Below are 22243 nucleotides of genomic sequence, written 5' to 3'. Positions count from 1 at the left end.
CATTTCTCAAAGCATGGAGGCATTGCGTCGGGTGTAGTTTCCTTCATGGGTATTTTTCAACGTGAACTTCTTATCTGGCATGGATCATAACTCATTTGGTTTTAATTCATTGTTTAAGTCCCGTTAGAAAAAAAGTATCCTTGTCCATATTCACATTGCAGCCGCTTGAGCTGAAGCATCTGCTCTGCGGTTTCGATACCTTCGGCAACCACATCCATACCGAGATTGTGAGCCAGCGTCATAATTGTCTGGACAATTTCAAGAGCGATTTTCCTCATCACCCACGCCGCTAATAAAAGAGCGGTCAATTTTCAAAGTATCAATCGGTAAGCAATGCAGACGCCCTAAGGAAGAATAGCCGGTGCCAAAATCGTCAATTCCCACTTTAACTCCCAGGGCTGCTCAGCTGAGAAAAGCATAGCGGTTACGGTATCGGCATCTTCTAGCAAGCAAGTTTCAGTAATCTCCAGCTTTAAAGAGCTAGTTTCTCTCACCAGTATCCCGAACAATTCGATCGATATGTTGAACCATGTCAGATTGGGCAAACTGCATCCCAGAAAGATTCACGCCAATAGCACTGATGCTTAAACATAGGCACGCCTTCAACTTGCGGTACAACGCGAGCGAGTTAAACCATCACCATCCTCGTGGTTGGCAATATGTACGGGTAGCGATCGCGCTTTTTCTCAATTCTGGAGTTGGACGCAAGCGGGCATTTGTGCGATCCCATCCCTCTAGCCACACCACCTGACCCAGTTTGTCCATCGCCGCCGCCATCTGTCCATCTTCCGGGCTACTTTCGGGCATCAGCACGTCCAATACCACCACACTGGGCTGCTGCTGCGGACAGTTGATTCAGCAACTGGGTGTATTGCCTGCGAGGCCAAGGAAAGCGACCTAGTTCCTTTAAAAAAAGCATCATCAATGTCAATTAACACCACCCGTTGATCCCAAGGCATCGCTCCCCGGAGGCGGAATAAACCCCGGTAAGCCAGGTGTTCCAGTGGCTGCCAAATGCCTAGCACTTTCGCCACTTGCAACGATTAAAGAAGGAAACCAGAAAAAAGCAAAATTCAAGAGTCAAGGATTTCTTTTCTTTTTCTTCGGCTTTTGGACTTGGGATTTTGGACTTTTCAGGGAATTGCCAGTTCATACATCTGCTGTTTTCCCAAAGGAGTCGCAACAGCTTTGATGCGACCGTTTATCACAATTTTGCTCAAAGGCTGCCAGATTTAATTTTTTCACGCCTCTCTATTTGGTAGAGACGCGATCGCCTTTATCTCTTCCCTTGCGAATTCCACCTCGATCCCAAATCTACAATCCAAAATTTTTTAAGAGGTCTTGTTAGGTGGATACCCATTGTCGAACACCTCATACCGTCCCTTGCCTAGCGCTTTGGCACGATACAAGGCTGTATCGGCATCGCGCAGCAGGTCTTCAGGTCGATCGTATCCGGTGCTGAGAACAATGCCAATACTAGCGCCGGTAAAAACTTCGTGTCCGTCGAGATAGAAAGGCGGTGTCAGTTCTCGGTTGATTCGTTCGGCGATGCTGGTGGCGTTACTAAGGTCGTCAATGGCTTCTAAAAGCAGGGTAAATTCATCTCCTCCCAAACGAGCGACGATGTCTTCAGCACGCACGCAGGTTTCGAGGCGGTGAGCGACGCAGCGAAGCAGCCGATCGGCTAATGCTACCAATAATTTATCCCCAACCAGGTGCCCCAAACTGTCGTTGACTTTTTTGAAACCATCCAAATCTACAAACAGCAGCGCAAACTGAAAATCTTGATACTGTTTCGCTCGCTCCACCGCTTGACTGAGGCGATCCATGAACAAAGCCCGGTTGGGCAAGCCAGTCAAGGTATCATAAAACGCCCGCTCCCGCAGCTGCTCCTTTGCCCGCTTGCGCTCGGTAATATCTTCCACCGTGCCTTCGTAGTAAAGCAGCTTACCTTCACAATCGCGCACCGCACGGGCATTTTCCGAAATCCAAATGATACTGCTATCTTGGCGGGAGACAGCAGACTCAAACTCTGAAACGACATCGTGTTCTTGCAACAGGCGCTTAAACTCAGCACGCCGGTTCGGGTCAACGTATAGTTGCTGTTTAATATCCGTCAGACGCGCCATCAGTTCTGTCGGAGACTCATATCCATAAATGCGTGCCAGAGCGGGATTGGCACTAATATACTGTCCGTCGGGCGTCGTCTGGAAAATCCCCTCAATTGCATTCTCAAAGATACTGCGATATTTTGCTTCTGCTTGCTGTAGAGCCTCTTCTGTCCGCTTGCGCTCGGTGATATCGGTGATGAAGCCTTCGAGTCCGAGGACTTTACCTGCGCTGTCATAGACCGCCGCTCCTTTCTCCCAAACCCATTTTTCCACACCTGATTGGGTACGAATGCGATATTCCACAACATAGGGTTTTAGAAGCGTGATGCCCGTAGCGATCGCCTCTAAAACCTTGGGTAAATCCTCAGGATGAGTAATCGAATCATAAGACACCGCGCGATCGCCGATCAATTCTTCACTGTGATACCCAGTCAGCGTAAAGCAACCTTCACTAATGTAAGTCATCGACCACGCTGGGTCATTTCCACAAGAAAACACAATCCCTGGCAACGAGTCAATCAAACTTGCCAGACGGCGCTGGCTCTCTCCCAGTGCAGCTTCCGCTTTCTTTTGCTGCATCACGGTTCCCAGATGCGCTGCCACTGCTGACACCAGCTCAACCAGTCGCTTGTCCTTCTGGCGAGATTCAAACAGGAAGAAAGTGAGAATTGCCACTACCCGATCTTTAGAGATAATCGGCACGGCAAATCCAGCTTTGAGTCCGCAATTTCTGGCGAACTGAGTCCGGATAAAAAATGGGGGCGGCTCAATCGAAGCATCGGGAATCCACTCTGGCTGCTTGGATAACCAAACTCGTCCCGGTAGCCCAATTCCCGGTGAAAACTTCAAGATTTCGCTCTCTAGCCGGAACTCACTCAGGGTTAGGGGAAGTTCTGATTGCAGCTTAGTGTTGGGTTGAAAGTTAGGAGGTTGATTTAAACCTTCCAGTTGCAACCTTTCAACCTGTAACTCTAAAGTGCTGCTGTACCAGGCGGGACTGCATTCTAAAATAGTGCCGTCTGAGCTGGGTATCCAAGCTTCGCCAAAATTCCAGCCAGTCATTTCACACACTTGACGTAACGCCACTGAAAGTGCCGTGTGAAAATCAGGAGCAGCACTAATTGCCTGGGTTAGGGTTTGCAACAGTTGAATTTCTTCTTCAGCCCGCTGGCGATCGCTAATGTCAATAGACCTATCCGCAAATGGGTGTAAAGTGTTAGCGGGGCGGGGAGCTAAATCCCGATTAGGGATTGAAATCACGATCAAGCCCTCCAGAGCTAGCAGTTCTCCCGACTCGGAGAAAACTCCACAACCCTGTTCCCAGACAAATTTCTCTTCTCCCGCTGCTGTGATGATGCGGTAGACAAGCTGGAAGGGTCTATTTTCTTGCACGGCGGCTTGTATGGCTTTCCACACCCGCTCTCGGTCGTCAGGATGAATCAGTTGGGCATAAGAGATTTCCCGGTTGCCAATGAGTTCAAACGGAGAGTAGCCGGTGAGCGGATAGCAGCCCTCGCTGACCGCCTCCATTGTCCAGTTCTGGTCGTTGCGGCAACGGTAAGCCATGCCAGGTAAGTTACTCATCAGGGTTGAAAGAGTACGAACTCCTGATAGGGATTGCCCCGTTGAGACATGGCACTCTTGCAATGCATCTGCTGTCGGCAACGTATAAGTCATTTCAAACGGTGTTCCCAGCCCCCTGATGTTTTCCTTGAGATCAACTGGTTCTAACCGCTCCACTCTCGGCGTCTCCTACAGAAATAATGTAAAGCTCGGAGAAAGCTCGTCAGCTGTGGCGAGGCAGCTATTCGCTGCTCCTTTCATGACGGTTAGTGTATATTAAACTACCCTGAAGTTTCCAACAACAGTAAAATAGACTACACTCGAATCGCCAATTGAAGGATTTCTAATTACTCATTGCTAATTGCTTTTTAATATGCAGCATTGGATGCCGAAAGATTGGATTTTCGCTAAACAAAGATTAACGCCTTATCTGTTTTTGCTGCCTGCTTTGTTGATTTTGGGGCTAACCGTTTTTTGGCCTGCCTTACAAGCGTTTTACCTTTCTTTCACCGAATACACTCTCATTGGTCAACCGCCAGAATGGGTAGGTTTTAAGAATTTTCGGCGTCTGTGGACAGATATGGTGTTTTGGCAGACGCTGGGGAATACTCTGCTTTACCTGATTTTTGTCGTGCCGATTTTAGTTGTGGCATCGCTAGGACTGGCGATTCTGGTCAACCAAAAGCTACGTGGAATTAGCTGGTTTAGAGCTTTCTATTATACACCTGTAGTCATTTCAATGGTGGTGGCTGGGATTGCTTGGAACTGGCTTTATGCAGAAAACGGTCTGTTGAATCAGGTGTTGGTAAACACAAAAATTATCCCGTTTCTCCAAAATGGCATCCCTTGGCTGACTAGCCCGCACTTTGCGCTTTTTAGCGTCATGGTGGTGACGATTTGGAAGGGATTAGGCTACTACATGGTGATTTATTTAGCTGGATTGCAATCAATTCCAGCAGATGTCTATGAAGCGGCGGCGATTGATGGCTCGGACGGGATTGCCAAGCATTGGGACATTACGATCCCATTGATGAAACCGTATCTGGTGCTAGTGGCGGTGATTTCTGCTATTTCTGCCACGAAAGTCTTTGAAGAGGTTTATATTATGACCCAAGGAGGGCCGCGAAACAGTTCCAAGACGATTGTTTATTATCTCTATGAGCAAGCTTTCCAAAATTTAGAGATGAGTTATGCTTGCACGATTGGACTGGTGTTGTTTTTGGTAATTTTGGGGCTATCGATATTGAATTTAAAGCTATCCAACTCAATTAAAAATTAAATTAAGAGTAATTTTTAATTGTTCTGCTGGCAAATCCACTCAACCGCCGCGACTAAATCTGGAGCGATGTAATCGGGTTGAGTGTGGTGTTGGTAGTCACCAGTGAGGACGCGATCGCCAAATCCAGTTTGCACTAAAATCCCCGTACAACCGGCATTGTGCGCCATGTCGATATCGGTGGCTTTGTCCCCCACCATAAAACTGCGCGACAGATCGAGATCGTGTTCCCAAGCCGCCGCCACCAGCATTCCCGTATTCGGCTTGCGCCAGGTACTCCAGCGGCTGAATTCTGGATTTGTCCCTCCTTCCGGGGGACTGAGATAAGGGCAGTAATACAAAGCATCTAAACGCGCCCCTGCTTCAGCTTGCAATAGCTGGCAGAGGCGCAGGTGCAGGGCATCCACATGGCTAGCCGGATAGTAGCCTCGTGCGGGGCCAGATTGATTGGAGACGAGACAGCAAAACATCTGTCGGTCGTTGAGCAGCCGTACCGCCTGAGCCACCCCCGATATTAGGTGTAAATCCTCAACTTGATGGATATAACCGGCTTCGACATTGAGGACGCCATCCCGGTCAAGAAATACTGCTGGTTTGGCAGTTTTAGACATGAATTGCATCAACAGAGAATAGTTTGGAGGGGCGGGAAAATTAAAAATTAAAATTTTGCAATTTTGCATTTTTAATTTTTAATTTTTAATTATTTAACCGCCCCAGATTTGCTTGAGAACATCTGCTGGAGGGATGTCGGCTATCGAGGAACTAGAGGATTGCAAACCGCGAACGCGATCGCTACTCGGCAGCAATTTTTTCGCTTCTGTGGGACCAAACAGCGCAATCGTGTAAGTACCAACGGCGACGGCTAAGTGCATGGGCGCACTATCCGTACACAGCATCAAGTTAGCACCGGCAATCATTGCCGCCAACTTCCCGATATCCCCAGGGGAAGTCACCTTCAGGTTAGAGGAGGACTGCATCAGTTGGCTGACGAATGCTTGATCCTCTGGCCCTTTGAGGAGGACAATCGGCAAATCGGGCTGGCGCTGTTGAGTTTCTTGAATAATCTGCTGCCATTTCTTGACCGGGTAGATTTTATCAATCCCTTTCGCCTGAGCCAGGGCGCTAGAACCACCATGAATCAGGATGTAGCCAGTTTCCTGAACACCTAGTTGTTTTTGTTCCTTTTGTGCCCACTCAATATCTGGTTTTGGTACATTGACCGCCAGAGGCGGACAGGGGGAATTAATTCCTAAACCTTGCAGCAAATCGTGATACATATCAGCGGCATACTGCTCAGTTTTTAGCGGTACTGGGTTAGTGAGAAACCAGTTTCCTGGGCCGTTATAGCTAATTCGAGCCGGAATGCCAGTCAGCCACAGCAGCAGCCCCACACTCCACCTACGCCCCAGAGACAGGGCGATATCATACTGGCGATCGCGGATTACACCCAGTAAATTTCCCCAGTCTGCTGGCCCAGTACGGTCTTTGAAGTCATAAGTGAGGGTTTCATTAACCGACTTGCAAACCCGGTAGGCACCCTTTGCCCTGGGTTCTACAATGACATCAATCTGAGCTTCCGGGTAATACCGCTTCAGGTCATCCAGGGTAGGGAAGAACAGAATTTGGTCGCCAATCCCGCCGGGGACAAGGGCAAGTATTCGCATTACTGTTGATCGAGGTTATTTATCAGCTTCATTTTAGGGGAAGATATACTGAGCGCAACAAGGATTAACAAAGCGGTCAGCAAAAGAGGAAGACTGTGCATTTATTGATTCCAGCAGCAGGGATGGGGCGTCGGATGGGGAGCGATCGCAACAAACTCCTTTTGACGTTGCTCGGTAAACCCTTGATTCACTGGACTCTCCAAGCGGTTGAAGCTTCTCGTCACATCAGTTGGATCGGTTTAATTGCTCATCCAGATGACTTTTCCGACTTCAAGGAGATTCTCGCCAATCTCTCCCTCACCAAGCCAGTGCAATTGATCGTCGGTGGGTCAACCCGGCAAGAATCTGTCTACAACGGCTTGCAGGCGCTCCCACCCGCCCACCACGTCTTAATTCATGATGGCGCTCGGTGTCTGGCGACGCCCCAATTACTGGATCGGTGTGCTGAAGAACTGATGAATTGTCCCGGCTTAATTGCAGCGGTGCCGGTGAAAGATACCATTAAAGTCGTGGATGCGACTGGGTTAATTGAGAGTACACCCGATCGACAGCATCTATGGGCGGCTCAAACACCGCAAGGTTTTCAAGTTGATTTGTTGCAACAGTGTCATACCGAAGCCCGACACCAACATTGGGAAGTTACCGATGATGCGGCTTTATTTGAAAAGTGCAATTTGAAAGTCCGGATTGTGCAGGGAGAAGAGACGAATCTGAAGGTGACAACGCCGGTGGATTTGAGTGTTGCAGAGTTTATCTTGCGCCAGCGCTTCGCAACGGAATGATCTCAATTACGGCGTGACTCTTGTGCGCTTTCTTGCTGATAAGAGTTCAATTGATTGCCTTGGGGTTCATATTTTTTTTGAACCTCTTCCAGCTGCTTAGTAATTTGATTGATTCTTTGCCTAACCGTCTGAAAGTCAATGTTACGCCAATTAATAATCGTATTTTTTACTTTTTTCTTTTCACTGTCAGCCACAGCTTACCTTCACCCTCCCTTCACAAAGTTTTTTAAATCTCTCTTGTAAATTAATGTAACTTGTGATATTTAAAAGTCCACTCCATCTTGCGGAGGAAACCAAAGTAAATATCCCCACATCTTGCACCATTCTTCTGAAGTCGGCGGTTGAAACTGCGTCTAAAACTCTGAAACCCTTGAAAAATCGTAGGGAATGGTAGAGCGTAAGCCTAGGCTTTAGCCTTCAAGGGAGAGTAACTAGGGCAAACTGCACCAGTGCTGGGTTTCGCTTACGCTCTACCCAGCCTACACATCTGAGATGTGGATAGTTTTTCAGGGGCTTATAAGTAGGTAGACATAATTAAACTCGCGCATCTGATGTAGGGAATGGTTGAGGAACGAAACCCAACGCATGACACGGGTTTGATAGGTAACGCTTACGCTCTACCCATCCTACAAATAATTAGATCCATCTACTTACCATTTTGTTTTTTGTTGGCAACAGATAGACTTCTTAGCCCCCCAATTTATCGGGAAGTTAGGGGGCTAGTTAATGTAGCGCCTCACAACCCAAATGGTATTAGTTTGTGTAGCCGCGACTTTAGTTGTCAGGCGTTTTTACTGAACCCAAAAAGTGAAATTGGATTGACTAGAAAACATCTATTGATTCTTTTTATAGACGCGGATATAGTCAACATCCAAGTAAGTCGGAAATGGGGTTGTGGTGAGAGGACATCCCGCAAAGCTGTCGCAGCTACCCACGAGATTGCCCACCGCCAGCACCATTGGGAAAGCATCAAACTTTTGCGTCGTGGTAAATTTTTGCACGCCATCGACGAGCCATGTCAAGCGTCCGGGTTCCCAAATCACGGTGTATTCGTGAAAGTCGTCGGTGTAGTTAGTTTCGTACAGTTTGGAAACTTCTGACTTCTTTTTACCATCCAGCAAATAGTGCTGCGTAAAGATATTTTCGTTAGGTATGTTTCCCCTGATTTCAGCAAAGTCGATTTCCGGAGGCCACTTAAAGTCCTGTCGCCACAGCGAAATGTAGCCTTGGGTACCTTCTCCCTTTTGAAAACGCGCCCGAACTACCCAACGTCCGTAGGTTTGAGCCGTAAGTTGGGTAAACCCGCCTGCGGTGTAAGGAAACGTGACTCCATTCTTAGTTACGGTTTCTTTCGCAATCTTGAGGCGCAATAGTCCGTTTTCTACGATTAGTGCGGAGTTTCCATTCCACCAGGAAACCGCTCCTGCTGAACTCGGTTTACCCCAGTATCGGACATAATTCGATTTGTCCAGGGAAGTTGAGTTGAACTCATCTGCGAAAGTAAGAGTCCAACCCGGAATATTGGGAGTGGTGTTGCTATTTGAAGTGATTGCAGAACCGGCTCGACTCAATGTTGAAGTGAGCAATACCACAAACAGGAACAAAAACAGAAAAATTCTTCTCATTTCAATCGCAACGAATTGTTCATGACTGACCTATTGCAAGGAACAGCCTGATTCACTCTTCTGACGTGTTGCGATCGCACCGGACATTATCAGGAACAGCCAATCCGTCTGTGGAATGCTAACTGTCGAGTAATCAATTGTTAGTTACGATCAATCCATTGATGTCGCTCTCACAAAGCTACTCTAAATGCTAGATAGATATGTAGTAATACTCCAACCGTAGCAACAATCCCTGCATTAATGAGTTAATTGTTGACGGAGTGAGGCAAACTCAAGAGAACAGCTAGAACGATAGTCGGATGATTCCAGTTAAGTGAATCGGCAAGATAAAGACCCTAATTAGATTTCATTCGCGGCTAAATCTCAGTTAAAATAACGCTTTTTTCAATTGAAACGGAGCCACGTTGACAACTGAACACAGCTCAGAAGCGGTTATACAGCAGCCTGCTTTGGCGTTAGCAGGCTTGCTATGGTGATTCCAGGTAAATATGAACTCCAGCCCTATGAAACAGCCCGTTCTGCCCAGGGTTTCCGTAATTGTCCCCATCTACAATGGTGAGGGGGACTTGCCAGACTTAATCGACTGCCTGCGATCGCAAACTTACCCCGCTGAGTATGTCGAATATTTGCTGGTCGATAATAACAGTTGCGATCGCACTGCTACACTTCTCCAGTCAGCCGCCGACTCAGCCGCTTGTGGCTTAACCATTCGCCCGATTGCGGAAAACCAAATCCAAAGCTCCTACGCGGCTCGGAATGCCGGGATTCGGGCGTCAACGGCTGAGATTTTTGCCTTTACCGACGCCGATTGTCGTCCTCAATCGCAATGGTTAGCAGACCTAATTGAGCCGTTTGCCAATCCCACGATTGGCATTGTCGTCGGTGAAATTATGGCTTTGCCAGGGAACACTCTGCTAGAAAAGTACGCTGACCGAGAAAATGTTTTATCCCAAAAACATACCTTAGAAAATCCGTTCTGTGCTTATGGTCAAACTGCTAATCTAGCGATTCGGCGGAAAGCTCTGGAACAAGTGGGTTTATTCCGCCCTTACTTGACCACTGGCGGCGATGCTGACATCTGTTGGCGCATCCAACGGGAAAGTGATTGGCAGTTGCATTTTGCCCCTACAGCGATTGTCCAGCACCGGCATCGTTCCACGCTTGAGGAACTTCAAAGTCAATGGCGTCGGTATGGTCGCTCGAATCGCTACTTGCACGAACTGCATGGCGTCAAGCTGATGAACAACCTGAGTGCCAAGGAATATCTATATCGCCTGAGTCGGTGGTTGGTCAAAGAATTGCCGGTGACGGGTGTGAAAGCGATCGCTGGGAAAGCCACGCTTGTAGACTTGTTGAGGACTCCCATCGGTTTGATTAATGTCCGAGCGAGAGCAGCGGGGCAAAATGAAGCTAAACTTCCGGAAGAAGCCAGGGTAATTGAGTGGCTGGAAAAACCCCAGGATGTGGAAGTAAATCCATGAAAATCCACCAACGTCATGCATGGCCTGATACGGCTGAGGAAGCGATCGCCATCCAGCAAGAACTGAGCAAAGAAGTAATTACTTCAGACCAGTTGGAATCGGTGCAGTATGTCGCTGGGGTCGATATGGGTTTTGAGGAGTCGGGTACCATCAGTAGAGCAGCCGTTGCCGTTCTGAGTTTTCCAGATTTACAGCTACAAGAGCAAGCGATCGCCTTCCGTCCCACTACCTTTCCCTACATTCCCGGATTCCTCTCCTTCCGGGAAATTCCGGCAGTTCTAGACGCCTTAGAAAAAGTCAGCATCACGCCTGACTTAATCCTCTGTGATGGTCAGGGAATCGCCCATCCCCGCCGATTTGGCATCGCCTCCCATCTCGGAGTGCTAATCGACCTTCCCACGATTGGTGTCGCCAAATCTTTGCTCGTTGGTAAGCATGACGAGTTGCCAGTTGAAAAAGGCGCATGGCAACCGTTGCGGTATCGCCGCGAAACGATTGGCGCGGTATTGCGATCGCGCACTGGCGTTAAGCCAGTTTATATTTCTAGCGGACATCGGGTGAGTCTAGAAACGGCGATTGATTATGTGATGCGTTGCACTACGAAATACCGCTTGCCAGAAACAACCCGCATTGCTGATAAACTGGCGTCGAATCGATGATGCAAGCTTGACGGGGATGTGTTTGGGATGCGATCGCTTCTTTTAGGAAACACTATCCCAATATTTCATCTACCGTTAAGTTAATATCAGGAAAAGCTTGGATAAAAATACTTTGTCCTCGCTGTAACTTCTGCACGTTCTGGTAGCCATTTGACGCAGGTTGCCGGTAAACTTCTAGACATTGTTCATTAATATCCACCAACCAAACTTCCGCAATTCTGCTACTTGCATACAGGGGAATTTTTATTTCGCGGTCAAACTCCGCAGTGGTGTCTGCAACTTCCACCAAGAGCAAGATATCTTGGGGTTGAGGATGTCCCGCTTCGTAGAAATCTTCCCGTGGTTGCAGTAATGCGATGTCAGGTTGTGGTTCCGCGCGATCGCTCAATTCGATAGGATTTTGAACTCGGACAATGGCTCTTTCTGCTAGACGACTGCCAAATAATCTATTCAGACGGTCAACACAGGCTGCATGGCGTCTTCCAATTGGGGACATCTCTACAATTTCTCCATCTAATAGTTCCACCCGATCGTTCTCTGTGAGAATACCAGCCTCTGCCATCTGGTGGTATTCCTCTAGGCTAAATCGCCGTCTGAGTAGCTGAATTGACATCACAACCTCCTGTTGCAGAAAATCGAATTTTATTTTTAAGCGATCGCCGATTGGTATCAACCCCATCTATAATTTTATATCTGTTTTCATTGACAAAATTGTTAAACTATGCCAGTAAGCTTGTTGGTGCCATCACGAACGCCAAAACTTAAATGAATTGCACGGGAACAACATCGGGAACATTTACAAAGTTTGCCACTGAGTAACGCCTTCTCAGAAAGTGAGGTTGAGCAAAGATAACTGCTTGCCGTCATTTCCTATGCATTTTAGTTTTTTTTAAACTTCCTACACAATTTCGGATTTTTCTTCCAGGTCATGTTAGAAATCAGGACACTAAGACTTGAAGCACTTTATAGAAAATAGAAAATATATAAGGGCTGGCAATATGAATGAATTAACTTTAGAGTGGCAAGAAGCCGGTCGGGTACAAACCCAGACAATTCACGATCGACAAATTGCTAAACATCCCGGCACCATCCGGATTGGTCGTGACCCAGCTCGATGCGATATCGTTTTGACAGATCCCACAGTATCTGGGCTGCACGTCGAAATATTTTTTAACCAACAGCAGCAAAGCTTTTACTTGCGGAACCTGCGAGAAAGTAATCCGCCGCTAGTGGATGGGCGCACCATCATTCAAGGCGAGGTGCCTCTGAGCCAGGGTAGCACGATCTGTTTAGGACAGATAGAACTCAAGGTGACAGCGGTTTCCCTGGCAGTGATAGGCGTTCCTCCTACGGTTTTGTTGCCGCCACCGTCACCCGCAGCAGGCAAACCAGCCCCCACCGCCCCTAACCCAGCGGCTGTAACCTATGGTTTGGAATGTTCCAGTTGTCATCGAGTTTCACCGTATAACTTACTGAATTTGGGGTGTCCGTGGTGTGGCACCTCCCTAGCAGCAGCATTGAGCGTTTTAGTCACTCCTAGCAGCAACTAATCAACCATGAATCCAGCACTCATGCGCCTTCGCCTCAGCTGGGACGATCCAGGAACGGGAGAACGGAAAGAACCGACGCTAACCCTCCCAATTGCACTGGGACGGGAATTTAATCAGATGCCAGCGGAAATTAATGGGCGTCGCGTCTCCCGATTAGCCCTCAATAGTCTTGAGGTTTCCCGCTTCCACGTCCTGATTGATATGGACGCTGGCGGGTTGGTGGTTATCGACCAAAACAGCAGCAACGGCACCTTGATTAATGGGCAACGTCAGACGCGCAGTGTTCTGGGTAATGGCGACTCGCTGCAAATTGGCCCTTATTACATCAGCGTTACCTTCGCTGCAAATCCACCTGCATCGCCCCCCTCTGGCAATTCCCAGATTTTCTTTCACCCAGACACGGATTTACCTGACCCCAGGATTAGCCATCCAGCACCGCTGCCTCCGCTTGTCTCCCCCGCGCCACCTGGGGGAACGGCAGCGTTTCCCCCACCCGCGTTTCAGGCGCAGCAAGTCGTCGTGCAAGACCTCCATGCTACTGGGTTGCGGGTGGATGAAGTGGACTATGCCGCCGTTGGGGGCGGTTTGGGCAGCTTTGTCTGGGTCGATTTATTAAGAATTTACGGCGTGAAAAGCAGTCAGATTGCGGCTTTGGGAATGGAACCCCAACCGTATGCCCGTTACAAGCGGCTGTGCATGAATTCGCAAATTCCTCTGTACGAACGGCTGCGGTCGAATTCGGATTCTTGTCCTGATAATATTTGGGGTTGGCCTAGTTATGCCCTGCGGGAAGCTGGGCACGATTTGCTCAAGGGAAGTTTAGGAACAGGATTAGGGTATTTGTGGCAGGTATTTGCCGAACCGGCTTTTGCCCAAACTTATACCCCTCGTGCCGGTAATGTCTTTGACGCTATCGATAGGGAAGCAAAACGGATTGGTTGGGAACAGATATTTCGCTACGCCAGCGTCCGTTCGATTCGGAAAACTGAGGATGGACGATATGCGATCGCTTATTCTCGTACCAGTGCCAACCACCGCGACCATGCCTTCTTAATCGCCCGCAATGTCCAACTCGCCACCGGCTACCCGGCAATTCAGTTTCTCCCAGATTTGCAAGCTTACCGGGAAAAAACCAATGATTTTAAGTCCGTCGTCAATGCCTACGAAGAACATAACCACGTCTACGAGCATTTAGAGAAATTTGGTGGTACCGTGATGATTCGGGGGCGAGGGATTGTCGCTTCGCGGATCGTACAGCGAATTTATGAAGCTAGGGCAAAAAACCCAAATATCTCGCTGCTACACTTGATGCGATCGCCTAAACCCCAAGGTAACAAATTTGGGCGATCGCAACGGGCTGTCGAAAATCATTACGAATTTCAACCCTTTAACTGGCCTAAAGCCACTTGGGGCGGTGAATTGCGGGTAATGCTTGAAAAAGCCGACCCCGAACAGCGATCGCGCTTACTCGCCGATTGGGGCGGCACCACCACAGCTGACCGCCAAGATTGGCGACGCATGGTTGAAGAAGGCATCCGTCAAGGCTGGTATCAAATTACCTTTGGGGAAGTGGAACGAGTCGAACGCAACCCCCACTCGTCAGGAATTGAGCGCACCGTTACCTATATTCAAGAAAAGGGATTAAAAGGACAAATTCGCCTCGAAGCTGACTTTATCATCGACGCCACCGGACTCGATGCCAAAGTCAAAGCCAATCCCCTCCTGAACGACCTTGTCACCCATTACAACCTCCCCCTCCATGAAAATGGGCGGATAGCTGTTGCCAACAATTTTGAACTCGTCGAAATGCGATCCTCGCGGGGTCGGATGTATGCTGCTGGTGCTATGACCCTAGGGGGTCCTTACGCCGCTGTTGATAGCTTCTTAGGGTTGCAATATGCAGCACTTTGTGCAGTTGATAATCTGGCGGCAGCCCATGCCCCCGGAATCCATCGACTGAACTTTTTGAGTTCTTTTGGGCAATGGCTGAAGTGGGTAGTGAATCAAGCACCGTAAATTTACTAGATTGGCTCTGGGCACTCCACTGATTGCCCAGAGCAGATTTCAGCAATATTGCTGATTCATCTAGAAGCGGAGAGGCAGAAAATATAGATAGATACTGAAAAAAAGTTGACTCCATCAATACCTGCTGTCATCGCCCTGAGCGAACCAAAAATATACGAGTCCATTGCACTTATAGGAATGGAGGCAATAAAGTGCGAAAACTCAAAATTTTTAACGAAGTTTTACCTGAAGTCAGGCTGTTCAAGTGTAAAGAAGCGGAGATGAGCAGCAGCTACCTTCTAGAAGATTTGACAATGAAGGAAATCGCTGACTATATGGGTTTTGGCTGTATCGCCGACCCCGAAGAGGCAAATGTTATGTCGGAAACGACAGGGCTGCCAATTGTGGGAAATTCTGTTTGGGTGAGATGCCCATCTAAGCTAGAAGTAGGAATAGTCTACGAAGGTCATTTACGCAAAAAAGAAGCGTCCGGACTGCCCGAACTGAAGCTTGAAAACTGATGCGGTAAGTGGATTAAAAATTTACCATGACTCCGACACTCTTTGGTCGTTGGCAAACCAGATTATTTCTGCTAGTAACAGTGGGCACGTTGGTAACGTTGCCCTTTGCTTTGGGCGTCATTAGTCCCGGTGCCGACTCGCTTTTTTTCTGGATACTAGGGTATGTTGCTGTCTTTGGACTCGGCTGGGATCTTCTTTATGACTATATTCAGAAATTCCGTTGGGATCGAGATTGGCCCGGAGCATTACAGCTGCTTGCCGGTATTTGGGAAGCGGTATTTATCGTAGTGCTGGTGAAAATATTTAGCTTACCGGGTGTAGGACGGGATTTGCCGCTGCAATGGTTTGTGCTGCACTACAGTCTCGTGTGGCTTAGCGTCTATCTGGCGTCGCAAACCATCATGCGAATTTTGTTTCCTCGTTGGCGTTTCCACGGGGGTCAGTTAATATAACGGACGTTGCAGCGTACTGAATCCGGTTCATTAAAAAATCTAAAAATTAGCAGTGATTGTTCGGCGTTACACGCTCAAAGAATGATAATGATTCGTAGGGCGGACAACACCACCCTACAAAAAGCCCATGACTCAAGCGATATCGGGGGGCAAATTTCTGGGATTAGAGTTGAGGGAAGGCCAGTGTTGTTGCCGGTGTTCTTTAATCCGGTTCAGCAGATTTTCCCGAAATATTTCAGTCCCGGTGGTACGATTACCGGGAGTTTCAAAGAAAATCGTGCTATCTACAATATCCCTGCCAACCATTTCAAATAAAATGTGAGTCACAGGTTCTGGCAAGGCAATAATTTCAGGATCTGGCACCGAAGGGAAAAGGTTGGCGTCTTCTAAAGTTGAAAAGGCGTGGATCGCATTTTTTTCGAGATTGGCTTGGGCGCGATTGCTAAGGGTCGTCAACAGCCAACCATCTTCCTGACTCTGGAGAATGTAATACTCCGAATGTTGCAGCTCAGTCGCATAGTTTACGAGAACGGGTGCAATCTCCGTAATCCACTTAGGTGGGATGCGATAGAGGGGCGCTTTGTCAATCAGAGCTTGAATTTGTTGGTCTAAGTTCATAAGGACTATTTGGGGTCTTCTGCCGTTAACGTGTCGTAGTTGGGTATGCTAGGGTCTTGACAACAATCAGCCATTGTGGGGAAATCTACCAGGGAGTGGTGGAGGCAATCTTTCAACTACTATTTAACGAACTCCGAGTGTCATCCAAGGCGTCGGAGCAGAACTGTCGTGAGGTTGCGGCGCGGATAGCTAGCGAAGTCGCCCGGATTTGCACTGAGAGTAAGCGCATCCAGGACTCAGGAGACATCGAAACCTGGGCAATAACACTGGCTCGTCTTCGCCTGAAACAATGTCTTCATTATTACCAAATGGGGGCACACCGGGGACGAGTAGAATTACATAGCACTCTCAGTGCGATCATCTATCGCTACATTACACCGTCGCAAGTGCCTACGAGCTACCAGGCGCGGCTAACTCTGATAGAAGATTTCTTACAGGGATTTTATGCTGAGTCCTTAAACGCATTTCGACGAGAAAGCGGAATGGGTGCGGCGTATCGTCCTCATACTTTGTTGGAACTGGCAGAGTACATGGCTTTTGCCGAGCGCTACGGCAAGCGGCGCATTCCTTTGCCCGGTCATCGCACTCAGCAATTAATTATCCTGCGGGCGCAGACTTTTTCGCAACAGCAACCCCCGGAAACTTCCGTAGATATGGAGCAGGCGGCAGAGGGAGCTGCCACTGATTCCGACTCGGTTTGGAATGAAGCGACGGTGCATCAGGTGCGGGAGGCGATGGTCGCTCACGAATCCGAACCGCTGGAAAAAAGCCTGCGCCAGACGGTGATTAAGGAGTTGCTGGCTTATCTGAAAGAGCGCCAGCAAAATGAATGCGCCGATTATTTTACTTTGCGCCTGAAAGATTTATCCGCTGGGGAAATTGAAGCAATTTTGGGTTTGACGCCGCGCCAAAGGGATTATTTGCAGCAACGCTTCAAATATCATTTGATTCGATTTGCTCTTTCTCAGCGCTGGGAACTGGTGCATCAGTGGTTGGAAGCGGATTTGGAACGGAATTTGGGTTTGACGCCTCAGCACTGGCAAGCATTTCAAGGAATGCTGAGCGATCAGCAGGCGGAATTACTACGATTAAAGCAACAGGGACTCCCAAACGCAGCGATCGCTCAAACTTTGGGTTGCACGGTCTCCCAGGTGGAGAAGCGGTGGTTCAAGCTGCTAGAGATTGCCTGGGAAATTCGCAATCGTTCAGTATCCGGAGCAAGTGCATCTCAAGATGAATAGTGACCTAGACAACAATTCCGAAGCGATAGACAACCGCTTTCTGGCGAGTCTGCTAGAGGATGGCGATCCTCTAGCAGCGCCACCACCCCAAGAATCGCCTGCTCTTACAGACGACTGGCTGGCGGCAGAGCTGGAATTGGATGCGTTAGATCCACTGGATTCAGAAGACTTGAGCGTAGTGACCGACCACTTCGGTGAAGCGACCCAAGGCTGTCAACCACTCAACTTGGGAGGAGAAATACCGACTGTGCAAAATCGTTTCCATGCGCTTTTGAAGCGCAAACTACAAGCAGAAATTGAACGGAATCCACCCCTGTTTCCCTGGGAGACGGAGATTCGTAATTATGAACCTGACTATTCAGACAGCCAAGTTTCGAGCTGGGTTCCCCTATGGACGCCGCAGCTCTCTAACTTCAGTCTGCCAGTCACCCTACCCGAAACGGTTTTAACACAACTGCTACACTCTTGCCAGGAGGCGATGCAGTCGCAGCTGCAACAGGGAGCAAAAATGGTGCGTGCCGCCAGTGCCTTATTTCCAGAGCAACCCCAGGCACTGAACCAGTTAGCAGGATTGGTGCTGCTCTATCCGACCCGTTCTCCTCAAGAGCAGCAACTTTTTACAAATCGTTATGAAGAGGCGACAGACAGTCAACAAATGGCGCTGTCCTTATTGGCAGCTAGAGAAATCATCAACGCGCTGACGCTGCCTGTATCGCCGGATCGGCAGCCGGTAGAGCGACAGTGGGAGACGACTGTTGGACTGATGACTCTTAGGGCGGAATATCAGGTAGAAGGGCGGGTTCCCAGATGCCGGATTGAGACGCGCTTGCCTCGCGGCGGCAGGTTAACTGTGCGTACCCCGCAAGGCTCGGCAACGGCACAGCGCACTTATCCGGGCTATTTGAGTGTAGAATCCTTTGATTTGGAACCCAACCAGACTTATCCTCTGGAAATTCAGTTTCAGGAACTGGATCGGCAACCGCTGATTTTTGCGATCGCGGTCAGTAATTAAATGGCTAATGGCTAATCGCTAACTGTGATAGAACAATTAGCAATGAGCAATTAGCGATTGACCTTTTCCCCAGTATGCGGCGTCTACCAGTTTTTAATCAGTTTAGGCAGCGGCTAGCGGCGATGCCGATGCCGGAAACGGAAGAATCAATTCTGTTGCGGGTGCTGGTGCAGGCGCTCGTGTTGGTAGGAATCATCGCCACGGATGTGGCAGCCGAGACGCAGATTAGCTTGTGGGCTGTGCCGCTCAGCATTGCCGGTGCGACGTGGAGTTGGTATCGACGACGCGATCGCAATGTGCCAGTGAAGTTCTTACTGGCGATTGGAATGTTGGTGGCACTGGCAGTTTTCTTGAAAAATCTGTTTGGTCAACTGAACGATACCCGACTGGTGCTGGCAGAGTTGTTAATTCATCTGCAAGTGCTGCATAGCTTCGATCTGCCCCGTCGCAAGGACTTGGGGTATTCGATGGTAATCGGGCTGATTTTGTTGGGTGTTGCTGGTACGGTGAGCCAGACGTTCGCTTTTGCACCCGTGTTGCTGGTGTTCTTAGGCATCGCCCTGCCGGTGTTGGTGCTAGATTACCGTTCGCGGCTCGGTTTGGAACAAATAAAAATGAAAAATAAAAAATTAAAAAAGGGGAATTCCCCAATTTTTAATTGGAAATTTTTCAGTATAAATTTTTTAGCGATCGTGGGACTGGGGTTGACGCTTTTTGCCGTGATGCCTCGGTTTCCTAGCTATCAGCTACAGACATTTCCCGTCAGTGCCCCCAGCAATCTCGCACAAAAGGATTTTCCCAGTAATAACCGTGGCATTGTCAACCCCGGTAAACAGGGCAAGGGAGGCTTTGGTAGCGGGTCAAATCAAGACGCTGGCCCTGGCAATGTAGATGATACTTTTTACTACGGCTTTAACAGTAAGATTAACCAGAACCTGCGGGGAGAGATGAAGCCCAAGGTGGTGATGCGGGTACGCTCCCAGTCAGAGGGATTTTGGCGGGTGCTGGGGTTTGACCGCTATACGGGTCAAGGTTGGGAGATTTCGCGCGACAATCAAACGCAGACGGTAGAGCGTCCACCTTGGTCATACCGATTTTTTATCCCCAGACAGTTCATTACTGGGAAAACTAGGGAGGTGATTCAGACCTACACGGTGGTGTCTGAGATGGCGAATCTGCTGCCAGCCCTGGCGTATCCCAAGGAACTCTACTATCCCACGCAAAGAGTGGCACTGGATACAGAAGGCAGCGTGCGATCGCCTTCACTGTTGCAAGAGGGACTCACCTACACGGTAGTTTCAGAAGTTCCTTACCGCGATCGCACTCGTTTGGGGCAGGCGTCCACTGACTATTCCAAAGCCATCCGAAATTACTATCTGCAAGTTCCTCCCCAAATTACTGGCAAAGTGCGGCAGGCAACTGAAGAAATCTTAGCGAAGTCGAAAAAACCCATCACCTCGCCTTACGAAAAAGCTCTTTACTTGGCTCAATATCTTAAACAGCACTACACAATTCCACCAGATCCCAATAGTTTGCCGTTTTTGGATGAAAACGAAGACTTAGTAGAGGCATTTCTCTTCAAGTACAAAGGCGGCTATCCAGACCACTTTTCCAGCGTCCTCACGATTATGCTGCGTTCGATTGGCATCCCGGCGCGACTGGTGGGGGGCTTTTCCCCTGGTGAGTTCAATCCCTTCACTGGCTTATACATCGTCCGCAACACTGATGCCTATCTGATGACGGAGGTGTATTTTCCGAGTAACGGTTGGTTTGCTTTCGATCCGATTCCCACGCATCCACTCATTCCGGCTTCGATTGAAGAAGACCAAACTTTTAGCGTGTTGCGCCAATTCTGGAAGTGGGTTGCCGGTTGGTTGCCTTCGCCCGTCACCAGTTGGCTGAATAACGTGTTTGGTGCGATCGCTACCTGGTTGATTGGGGGAATCATCTGGCTGTGGGCGTTGTTATCCAGGGGTTGGGTGGGCTTGTTCGCCGGTCTCATTTTAGCCATTTGCCTAGGTTTTTTGGGCTGGCTGGCTTGGAAGGGTGTGCGTTTATGGCTGTACCGTCGCTGGTTAGCTAAGCTGCCGCCGATGGAAAGTCTTTACCAGGAAATGTTGGCAAGTTTACGCACTCAGGGATACGCCAAGCATCCAGCCCAGACGCCCTTGGAGTATGCTTCTCTGGCGTATCAACACCAGCCACTGGAATCTGCTGAGGCGATTGACGAGATTACCCAAGCTTATGTCAGTTGGCGCTATGGTAAACAGAATCCCAATGTGAAGCAGTTGCGGCTGCGGCTGCGAGAGTTGAAAAAATCTCAGTTGAAGAAGCGTTGGCAGCAGCGCCAAGATTTAAAGCTGAAGACTCAATAATATTATTTCTGGCGCGATCGCTATTTCCCCACCCAACACCAAATAGCGAACGGAATTGTTTTCAATGTTGCCTGGATATACAGGTTCTAATGTGCAGGAGCGTCCAGAAGAAGCGGAGAAGGAAGCTTGTCTGACGCTGTGGGAATTAGAACAATTGCTGGTGCGCTTCATTGTAGACAAGTACAACCAAAGTATTGATGCGCGAATGGGCGATCAGACTCGCTTCCAACGATGGGAAGGGGGATTGATTGCGGTTCCTAGTCTAATTTCTCAACGGGATTTGGACATTTGTTTGATGAAGCAAACCCGCCGCACAATCTATCGAGGGGGTTATCTGCAATTTGAGAATTTGATGTATCGGGGTGATTGTTTGGAAGGCTATGCCGGAGTAAGCGTGGTGCTGCGATTTGACCCCAGAGATATTACAACTATTTTGGTTTACCGCAATGAAAACGGTAAAGAGGTATTTTTAGCCCGTGCTTATGCCCAAGATTTGCAAACTGAGCAACTGTCTTTGATTGAGGCTAAAGCCAGCAGTCGGAAGATTCGGGAGACGGGTAAAACAGTCAGTAATCGCTCAATTTTGGCAGAAGTGCGCGATCGCGATACCTTTTTAACTCAAAAGAAAAGCAAAAAGGAACGTCAAAAATCCGAGCAGGTTGAAGTTCAAAAAGCTAAAAAGCCCTTACAGACTAAGCCGGAAGCTGAAGAAATGGAATTGGCAGTTATTGAACATGAATCTGTCCCAGAAATGCCAGAAATCTTTGATTACGAACAAATGCGGGAAGATTACGGGTGGTAAGGCGGCGGGGCTTGGGGGTGCGATGCCTTCGGCGGGCTTCGCCTACGCTCGTTGGGAAAAGTTCTATCACAATCCTTTTCCCAGTCGTCAGCAGTTGGAGGCGATCGCCGTTTTAATGGGCGTTGATGCGGATAGGTTAGCTCAGATGTTACCGCCTGAAGGGGTGGGAATGAAACATGAACCAATTCGGTTATGTGGGGCGTGTTATGGGGAAGTGCCTTGTCACAAGATTGAGTGGCAGTTTAAAACGACGCAGATGTGTGAAAAACATAAATTGAGTTTGCTATCAGAATGCCCAAAGTGCGGAGCAAGGTTTAAGATTCCGGCGTTGTGGGTTGATGGGTGGTGTCAAAGGTGTTTTATAGAGTTTGGGAATATGAGTAAGCTGTTATGCATTTAAATAGGGTATAATGGAAAGCTTAATTAAGTCAAATGAGTGCAGAAATGCCAGCGAAGAATCATCTCAATGCAGAGCAACTAAAGAAACTACACTCAGCCTTAAAAAAG

23 protein-coding genes and 1 pseudogene are annotated in these 22243 nt (G+C 48.6%); 13 read left to right on the top strand and 11 right to left on the bottom strand.

Annotation, left to right across the window (positions count from 1 at the left end; all coding sequences use genetic code 11):
- Positions 1-113: 113 nt before the first annotated feature.
- The 5 genes from AC2VDX_RS06545 to AC2VDX_RS06525 all read right to left on the bottom strand — a co-directional run bounded on the left by AC2VDX_RS06545 (position 114) and on the right by AC2VDX_RS06525 (position 3851).
- The gene (locus AC2VDX_RS06545) at positions 114-278 is read right to left on the bottom strand and encodes an EAL domain-containing protein (protein WP_378176605.1); all 165 of its coding nucleotides are present in this window, start codon (positions 276-278) and stop codon (positions 114-116) included.
- On the bottom strand, positions 259-384 hold the full coding sequence (locus tag AC2VDX_RS06540) for an EAL domain-containing protein (protein ID WP_378176608.1): 126 nt from the start codon (positions 382-384) through the stop codon (positions 259-261). Before AC2VDX_RS06540 ends, AC2VDX_RS06545 begins: the two co-directional genes overlap by 20 nt.
- A gap of 252 nt (positions 385-636) precedes the next feature.
- Positions 637-807, bottom strand: a complete 171-nt coding sequence (locus tag AC2VDX_RS06535) for a hypothetical protein (protein WP_378176611.1) — start codon at positions 805-807, stop codon at positions 637-639.
- Positions 807-1034, bottom strand: coding sequence for a hypothetical protein (locus AC2VDX_RS06530; protein WP_486928122.1), 228 nt, complete (start codon positions 1032-1034; stop codon positions 807-809). The genes AC2VDX_RS06535 and AC2VDX_RS06530 overlap by 1 nt, the downstream gene beginning before the upstream one ends.
- Positions 1035-1331: 297 nt before the next feature.
- Positions 1332-3851: a PAS domain-containing protein gene (locus AC2VDX_RS06525; RefSeq protein WP_378176616.1), complete on the bottom strand. Its 2520-nt coding sequence runs from the start codon at positions 3849-3851 to the stop codon at positions 1332-1334.
- Between the two features lie 196 nt (positions 3852-4047).
- On the opposite strand from AC2VDX_RS06525, the gene AC2VDX_RS06520 reads away from it, so the two are divergent.
- On the top strand, positions 4048-4953 hold the full coding sequence (locus tag AC2VDX_RS06520) for a carbohydrate ABC transporter permease (protein WP_378176620.1): 906 nt from the start codon (positions 4048-4050) through the stop codon (positions 4951-4953).
- A 14-nt stretch (positions 4954-4967) separates the two neighbouring features.
- Here the strand turns inward: AC2VDX_RS06520 and AC2VDX_RS06515 are convergent, their stop codons facing one another.
- Positions 4968-5561, bottom strand: coding sequence for a D-glycero-alpha-D-manno-heptose-1,7-bisphosphate 7-phosphatase (locus AC2VDX_RS06515; protein ID WP_378176660.1), 594 nt, complete (start codon positions 5559-5561; stop codon positions 4968-4970).
- Between the two features lie 93 nt (positions 5562-5654).
- Positions 5655-6614 (bottom strand): glycosyltransferase family 9 protein, encoded by a 960-nt coding sequence (locus AC2VDX_RS06510; protein WP_378176624.1) that lies wholly within the window; start codon positions 6612-6614, stop codon positions 5655-5657.
- Positions 6615-6709: 95 nt separating this feature from the next.
- Here AC2VDX_RS06510 and ispD point away from each other — a divergent pair, with 95 nt between their 5' ends.
- Positions 6710-7396 carry a 2-C-methyl-D-erythritol 4-phosphate cytidylyltransferase gene (ispD, locus tag AC2VDX_RS06505; RefSeq protein ID WP_378176627.1) on the top strand — a complete coding sequence of 229 codons (687 nt, stop codon included), beginning with the start codon at positions 6710-6712 and terminating at the stop codon, positions 7394-7396.
- 2 nt (positions 7397-7398) lie between these two features.
- On the opposite strand, the gene AC2VDX_RS06500 is transcribed toward ispD, so the two are convergent.
- Both AC2VDX_RS06500 and AC2VDX_RS06495 read right to left on the bottom strand, forming a co-directional pair.
- Complete coding sequence (locus AC2VDX_RS06500) at positions 7399-7590, bottom strand: hypothetical protein (RefSeq protein WP_378176630.1); 192 nt, start codon at positions 7588-7590, stop codon at positions 7399-7401.
- Positions 7591-8229: 639 nt separating this feature from the next.
- On the bottom strand, positions 8230-9021 hold the full coding sequence (locus AC2VDX_RS06495) for a glycoside hydrolase family 16 protein (protein WP_378176632.1): 792 nt from the start codon (positions 9019-9021) through the stop codon (positions 8230-8232).
- A gap of 503 nt (positions 9022-9524) precedes the next feature.
- On the opposite strand from AC2VDX_RS06495, the gene AC2VDX_RS06490 reads away from it, so the two are divergent.
- Together AC2VDX_RS06490 and nfi are read left to right on the top strand one after the other, a co-directional pair.
- Positions 9525-10502: a glycosyltransferase family 2 protein gene (locus AC2VDX_RS06490; protein ID WP_486928121.1), complete on the top strand. Its 978-nt coding sequence runs from the start codon at positions 9525-9527 to the stop codon at positions 10500-10502.
- Positions 10499-11161 carry a deoxyribonuclease V gene (gene nfi, locus AC2VDX_RS06485; protein WP_378176638.1) on the top strand — a complete coding sequence of 221 codons (663 nt, stop codon included), beginning with the start codon at positions 10499-10501 and terminating at the stop codon, positions 11159-11161. Before AC2VDX_RS06490 ends, nfi begins: the two co-directional genes overlap by 4 nt.
- Positions 11162-11213: 52 nt before the next feature.
- Here nfi and AC2VDX_RS06480 read toward each other — a convergent pair whose 3' ends face one another.
- Complete coding sequence (locus AC2VDX_RS06480) at positions 11214-11774, bottom strand: Uma2 family endonuclease (protein WP_378176663.1); 561 nt, start codon at positions 11772-11774, stop codon at positions 11214-11216.
- Between the two features lie 385 nt (positions 11775-12159).
- On the opposite strand from AC2VDX_RS06480, the gene AC2VDX_RS06475 reads away from it, so the two are divergent.
- The 4 genes from AC2VDX_RS06475 to AC2VDX_RS06460 all read left to right on the top strand — a co-directional run bounded on the left by AC2VDX_RS06475 (position 12160) and on the right by AC2VDX_RS06460 (position 15688).
- Positions 12160-12711, top strand: coding sequence for an FHA domain-containing protein (locus AC2VDX_RS06475; RefSeq protein ID WP_378176641.1), 552 nt, complete (start codon positions 12160-12162; stop codon positions 12709-12711).
- 6 nt (positions 12712-12717) lie between these two features.
- Positions 12718-14727 carry an FHA domain-containing protein gene (locus AC2VDX_RS06470; protein ID WP_378176643.1) on the top strand — a complete coding sequence of 670 codons (2010 nt, stop codon included), beginning with the start codon at positions 12718-12720 and terminating at the stop codon, positions 14725-14727.
- A 200-nt stretch (positions 14728-14927) separates the two neighbouring features.
- On the top strand, positions 14928-15236 hold the full coding sequence (locus AC2VDX_RS06465) for a hypothetical protein (protein ID WP_378176646.1): 309 nt from the start codon (positions 14928-14930) through the stop codon (positions 15234-15236).
- A 26-nt stretch (positions 15237-15262) separates the two neighbouring features.
- Positions 15263-15688 carry a hypothetical protein gene (locus AC2VDX_RS06460; protein ID WP_378176649.1) on the top strand — a complete coding sequence of 142 codons (426 nt, stop codon included), beginning with the start codon at positions 15263-15265 and terminating at the stop codon, positions 15686-15688.
- Between the two features lie 132 nt (positions 15689-15820).
- Here AC2VDX_RS06460 and AC2VDX_RS06455 read toward each other — a convergent pair whose 3' ends face one another.
- Positions 15821-16306, bottom strand: a complete 486-nt coding sequence (locus AC2VDX_RS06455; protein ID WP_378176652.1) for a hypothetical protein — start codon at positions 16304-16306, stop codon at positions 15821-15823.
- Between the two features lie 65 nt (positions 16307-16371).
- On the opposite strand from AC2VDX_RS06455, the gene hetZ reads away from it, so the two are divergent.
- The 5 genes and pseudogenes from hetZ to AC2VDX_RS06430 all read left to right on the top strand — a co-directional run bounded on the left by hetZ (position 16372) and on the right by AC2VDX_RS06430 (position 22136).
- Positions 16372-17547 (top strand): heterocyst differentiation protein HetZ, encoded by a 1176-nt coding sequence (hetZ, locus tag AC2VDX_RS06450; protein WP_378176666.1) that lies wholly within the window; start codon positions 16372-16374, stop codon positions 17545-17547.
- Positions 17540-18559 (top strand): hypothetical protein, encoded by a 1020-nt coding sequence (locus AC2VDX_RS06445; protein WP_378176655.1) that lies wholly within the window; start codon positions 17540-17542, stop codon positions 18557-18559. The genes hetZ and AC2VDX_RS06445 overlap by 8 nt, the downstream gene beginning before the upstream one ends.
- 74 nt (positions 18560-18633) lie before the next feature.
- Positions 18634-20934 (top strand): transglutaminase TgpA family protein, encoded by a 2301-nt coding sequence (locus AC2VDX_RS06440; RefSeq protein WP_378176658.1) that lies wholly within the window; start codon positions 18634-18636, stop codon positions 20932-20934.
- Between the two features lie 49 nt (positions 20935-20983).
- Positions 20984-21736: pseudogene (locus AC2VDX_RS06435) on the top strand (Mu transposase C-terminal domain-containing protein); the annotation flags it as partial.
- A gap of 22 nt (positions 21737-21758) precedes the next feature.
- Positions 21759-22136, top strand: coding sequence for a hypothetical protein (locus AC2VDX_RS06430; protein WP_378176669.1), 378 nt, complete (start codon positions 21759-21761; stop codon positions 22134-22136).
- Positions 22137-22243 lie beyond the last annotated feature (107 nt).

The organism is Coleofasciculus sp. H7-1, assembly GCF_057473865.1.
This window is presented reverse-complemented; position numbering and strand designations above follow the sequence as displayed.